General features: G+C 43.0%; 2 protein-coding genes. Both read right to left on the bottom strand.

Going from position 1 to position 5,797, the window contains the following annotated elements; translation table 11 throughout:
* Positions 1 to 184 precede the first annotated feature (184 nt).
* Entirely contained in the window at positions 185 to 2,818 is a 2,634-nt protein-coding gene (locus I8752_RS04115) for a CHAT domain-containing protein (RefSeq protein ID WP_214431058.1), read from the bottom strand.
* A 53-nt stretch (positions 2,819 to 2,871) separates the two neighbouring features.
* Positions 2,872 to 5,256: a beta strand repeat-containing protein gene (locus I8752_RS04110; RefSeq protein ID WP_214431057.1), complete on the bottom strand. Its 2,385-nt coding sequence runs from the start codon at positions 5,254 to 5,256 to the stop codon at positions 2,872 to 2,874.
* Positions 5,257 to 5,797: the final 541 nt, after the last annotated feature.

The raw sequence follows: 5,797 nt of genomic DNA, 5'->3' as shown, positions 1-5,797 counted from the left end.
GGGAGATGAGGAGGATGAGGAGGATGAGGAGGATGAGGAGGATGAGGAGGATGAGGAGGATGAGGAGGATGAGGAGGATGAGGGAGACAAGGGAGATAATAAATAATAATTACTCCTGCCTTCTGACTAATGACCACTGACAACTGACAACTAACTCCTAACTCAGCACTCAGCACTCTTTTAGCTATAACCAATTGCCGACTAGGACGTAAGGGGCCCAAAATATCGGATGTTGGTACTTAGGGTTTTTTAACAAAGCTAGTTGGGCTTGACGCAGGGCTTCGGCTTTGGTTAGCTGTTTGCTAGTTAATTCTCGGTAAAACTGACTCATCAACTCTGCGGTAGATTCATCATCTAAATTCCACAAAGAAGCTAGGGTGCTGCGTGCCCCCGCCCGTACAGCTATGCCAGCAAGCCCCAAAGTAGCCCGTTTATCCCCAGCAGCAGTTTGGCAAGCGCTAAGAACGAGTAATTCAATGGCGTTTGGTTTTTCTGTATTTCTAATGCGAAGTAATGTATCGAGTTGATTGACGTTAATCCGACCATCCCAGGTGAGAATAAACGTCTCGTCAACTTTGGAACTAAACTGACCGTGAGTTGCTAAATGTACTACAGTGAAAGGCACAGAATTGATTTCTTTTTGGAAAGTTTCGCTGGTAAATTTTTGATTGAGCAGGACTGTAGTGGGCAACTCAGATTTAATTTGATTTAACTCAAGCGCCACATTGCTGAGGGGAGAAAAACCTTGACGCGCTTCTGTGATGCCAGCAGTCAACGCTTTGATTTTTTGCTGTGACAAAGATTTGGGAGCTAATAACTGTAATCCTGGAGTCAAAGCGATCGCATATTTCTCAATCAGATATTGTTGACCGTCGTAAAGCACAGCCATAGGAATATTTCGCAAGGAACCATCCAATACAAACACTAAAGTTTTAATTTGGGATTGGGCTAAATATTTCTGTGCAGGTTGCAGCAGCCAATTATATATCTGCTTGGATAATAACTGAGTCTGTCGCAGTGTGTAAGGTTTGATCGCTTCTTGTCGCAATTGGTCTACAATTCTTTCCACCTCACTGGCGCTGATGCTGGTTTTGTAATGACGCAACGGTTGTTGAGGTAACTTGAGAATAACTTCTAGTTTGTCAGCCAAAATAATTGGATAGATAACTGCCGCAGTTGGATCTTGCCTGTCGATAACAGAGTCAATTTGTACTGGTCTACCTTCTAAGCAAGCAACCCGAAAGAAGTTGTCTAGTTCGGCTAGTTGTAGCGATTCAATGACGGCACGGGCTTGCACTAAGTTATCTTGGCTAGGTTGAGATTGCAACAACAAATTCACCAATTGCCGATAAATTGGCTCGACTTCATCTCGGAAAGAAAACTGCACCTCTGGATTAATTGCAACTAAATCGTTGCGGAGGGACTGAAGGATTTTAACTGATTCGCTGTAAGCTGCGATCGCTCCTTTAATATCTCCCCTAGCTTTCAGCAAACGTCCTAGCTGCCATTGCCAACGATAGGTAATATCTGGCACGTTGATGGCTTGAGATATAACTAAGGCTTGCTGGGTAAGGTCTTGGGCGCTACCATATTGTTGCGTATGTTCGTATAATCCGGCGAGATTTCCCAAGGCATAAGCAACTGAGCGTTGGTCTTGTAAATCTTTTGCTTGTTGGACTGCTATAGCTACAAGCTGGGCAATTTGCTTCAATTCGTACCCGTCTACGCCTTTAGCTTTTAGTTTCATCAAACTCTGAGCAAAGTTAATCCGAGCGTAAATGGCTTTGCGACTGGCAGGCAAGTTAGGAATTTGAGCTTGAATTTGAGACACCAACGCTTGGGCAGCATTTAATTGATTGTCATCCAACAATAGGCGAAGTTGGTTTAGCTCGGCTTGGATGCGTGTAGTTGAAGTAGATGTAGCGGCAGCTCGTTGATAATAATTTAAAGCAGCTGGAGTATCTTGCTGGGCGGTGGCGGTGTTACCTAAACTTAACCAAGTTTCACTGATAACTTGAGGAGATTGCAATTGTATTCGCGTTGCCACTTCTAAACTCTGCTGCAAAATCTTTCGGGATTGTTCTAAATCGCCAACTACTCGCAGTACATTGCCTAGGCTACGCAATCCTGTAGCTTTGAGAGTTGAGTCTGGTTGGTTTTGTAGGTTTTGGTTAATTTCAGTTAACGTCTTTTGGGCTTGACGATAATTTCCTAAAGTTTGTAAGGCTTGGGTAGAGTTAATTCGGCTACGGATTAGCCCAGTCTTATCGTCTATTTTTGCATAAATTGCAGCTGCTTGTTGCCAAGTATTTAAGGCTGATTCAGCTTTTCCCTGTGCTAGCTGTAGGCGACCTTGAATATCTAAAGCTTGGGCTAGGATTTGCCTTTGGGAGTGTGGCCCAGTTTGTAATAGATTTAGACTTTGGGCGTGAAGCGAAGCTATCGCATTGCGAATCGCTTGGCTGGCTTTAGACCACTGTCCTAATTGCTGATAAGTTAAGGAGAGATTGCTCAAGGTCATGGCTTGCCTTAATTTATCGCCTTCAGCTTGGAAAGCAATCAATGCCTGTTCAAAAACTAAAGAAGCTTGATTAAACTGTTCTGCTGCATATAAGTTTTTGCCCTGTTGAAATAACTCCTCGGCATTAAGTACACCTCGAACAATCGAGTTTTGGGCAGTAACGAAGGCGGGTGGCAATATACCTGTACCTAAGAACGTCGCTAAAAGTAGCAGCAGAATTCCCCAACGATGTACGCCTCTGTGCAAATACTGCAACAGATGGCGGATACGGAAAAATAAGGATCGTTTTCTGAACACGTTCTTGCGTCTTTGTAAAAGGAATGCGATCGCTCTTTTGCTAGACAATGCATCTAGTTACGCTGTTGCGACACATTGCAAGATGCTGGATTCAACCCTGGATTATTCGCTGTGACGGTAGGTGCAGAGGCTGTGAGTATCACTTCGCCATTCTTATCTATTACCCATCCCTGAGCTTCTACTATGGGAACTGGTGCAGGCATAGGTGCGATCGGCCAAACAGTTAGACTAGAGCGGCTTACTTTGGGGTCAAGAGTAACCAAATTTACCTCAATTGCATCATCAGTAAGCATCTCGTTGGGACTGTCTGGCAATCCACCGCGTCCTGTGGCAACAAAACTACCAGTTTGCTCGCTGGGAGTACAGCCTTGAGCAATTTGCTGTGAGGCATCAACTAAATTTGTTGGCAGTTGCACTAAACCTTTACTAAGGTCAACATCGGGTGTATTAAGTTCTACAATACCGCTCAATTCCGGACTCGCTCCTTTAGCGGTAATATCACTTTCTGGAGTAAGTGCATTCCGAACTTGTGTGCCAAATATGCCAGAGGCTTCTATTGTCACCCGACCTCCACGAAAGTCAGTAGAGTTAGCACTGATGTCACTGTTTTCCGCAGCGACTAAAAAATTAGTATCAATGTTGATATCACCGCCAATAACATTGCTACCAGTGGCATTAGTAGTAATGTTACTGTGACGACGCAACAATATTAAATCTTTTGCACGTAGGGTAATTGTTGCTTGTGGTTGGTTGGGATTAGTATTGACGCTGCGAGTATCAGCCGTCAAAGTGCCATTATCCAAAACCATAGAACGAGCATCGATAGTTAAATTACCTGCATTCCCTGTTCTACGACTTTCCACAAATACTCCCGCCCCATCCCTAACTAAAAATTGTCGGGTGTTAATTGTTATGCTTCCCGCATCTCCTGCGCCTCTAGCTGGAACAGACAAGTTACTGGGACGACCACCGACGGAACGACCAATTAGTTGTACAAAGTCAGCATTGACAGTCAAATTTCCTCCCTTGCCATCACTAAATGTAGCAGCACTTACCGCTGCCCCATCTTGAATCAGCAATTCTTGAGTATTAATTATTACTGAACCTGCATTTCCTACGCCTTGGGTCAGGCTAGCTAAACCGCTAGCACTGAGATCGTTAGCCGTGCGACCAATCAGATATATTTTGTCAGCAGTGACACTTACATTTCCCCCCTTACCACTACTACGCGTACTAGCATTGACTTGTCCTCCTGCTTGGATAAGCAATACAGGAGTAGTAATTGTCACGGAACCTGCTTGTCCTGTTCCATTAGTTGCTGAATATAAGCCGCTAGAAGAGATAAAGCCGATACCTATCAATTCTCCAGTCAATTCTACTGATTCTGAGGCTTTTACAGTCAAGTTTCCTCCCGAACCCATACTAAAGGTAGTAGTTTCTACTAGCGATCCCCCCCGTAAAATCAATCGTTGGACATCAATACTGACATTTCCACCTGCTGCTGAGGTGAAGGTATTGGCTCTGATAATAGAGGATCTTTCCAAGTCTAACTGCGAGGCTCGGATAAAAATCGCACCACTTTCTTGTTGATTGAAAATGCTACTGTCTTCCTCAAGGGCAATGTCTACAAAACTTCTAGACAACTGAATATTTCCAAATTTACTGGCGTTTTGATAGTCTAAAATCCAGCCTTGGTCTGTTGGGCTGAGATTAACTTGACCAACTCCCGTAACGCTACCTAGTTCAACTCGCCCGCCTGGTGCATTCAGAAAAGCACCCTCTAGAGTGAGATTTTTACCTACCAAAGCCAAGGTTTTATTTGCTGGTACTATTAATCCAAGGCTCTGTTGGCTAGCACGGGAACCACCAATTCCCTGTACGTGAATATCTCCAATTTTTTCTCCATATTGCAATCCAATAGGAACATTTACGCTTAATAGAGGTGTAGTTTGTGGAGCAATAGCACTAAATTCTAAGCCATCGGCAAATTTCAAGCTACTGGCTGTACTAGCAACAAACGAACCACCAATATCTAAACGAGCATTTTGTCCAAAAATAATTCCATTCGGATTGATGAAAAACAGATTAGCTGTACCGTTGGCTTGAATTAATCCATCGATATTAGAGATAGCCGAACCTGTTACTCGACTAATTATGTTCTGAATATCCGCAGCATTGTTGAAAAAAGCTGTACGTCCAGTTTGCACGGAAAATTGCTCAAAACTGTGGAACAAATTTGTGCCCCGTGTTGCTCCACCTGAGATCGCATCCACGGAGTAATCAGGAGTTTGAGGTGTGACTACAGAACTTTCAACTCCCAAAGTAGCATCGGGTACAATCTGGGCTAATGCAGAGTTACAAAAAGCGATCGCTTCACCCATCGCCAAGCAATTTACCAAATACCATTTCCATCTGCAACTGCGATCGCTTGTAGTCATTCAAAAATTTACCTTATAAATTCATGCATTCTTTAAATTAGAAAGCAAAAGGTGCGATCGCTTTCTCAAAAGCTGCGATCGCTTTCTCAAAATGCCATTTTGCTTATTCATTTTGGTGTTTTCCGCAAGCAAACCGCAGTTTGTTTACTCAAAAGTTGCGATCGCAAACTCATTTTGGTATATTCCGCAAGCAAATAGCTAAATTGCTTTCTTATTATTGTACTTTACTTACTTATTACAACTATTGCTTGTAACAAAAGCTTTGCAGATTTGCTGAAATTCTCTTAGTAACGGTAGTTCTAACGCACCGAAAACCTTAGATAGTACGTTAGCCTACTGGTGTGGCAAGACTAATAGTGCGATCGCTTGTGCTGATATCAGGTTTATTTCTTTTGAATTTTAACTTTTTATTTCGCTTACAATTTAGCTAAATTTGATGTCATATCCGATGTAGTTACTATGACAGCGATCGCTATTAAATTAAACTCCATCATCCAACTCACCGACAACCAATTTTATCAACTCTGTCGGGAAAACCCTG

This window comes from Dendronalium phyllosphericum CENA369 (genome assembly GCF_016056275.1).
In the GTDB taxonomy this organism is placed as follows: Bacteria; Cyanobacteriota; Cyanobacteriia; order Cyanobacteriales; family Nostocaceae; genus Dendronalium; species Dendronalium phyllosphericum.
This window is presented reverse-complemented; position numbering and strand designations above follow the sequence as displayed.

What these genes read in the sequence shown, in the direction of transcription:
- I8752_RS04110 (WP_214431057.1), bottom strand. Translation starts at nt 5,256, where the DNA reads ATGACTACAAGCGATCGCAGTTGCAGATGGAAATGGTATTTGGTAAAT.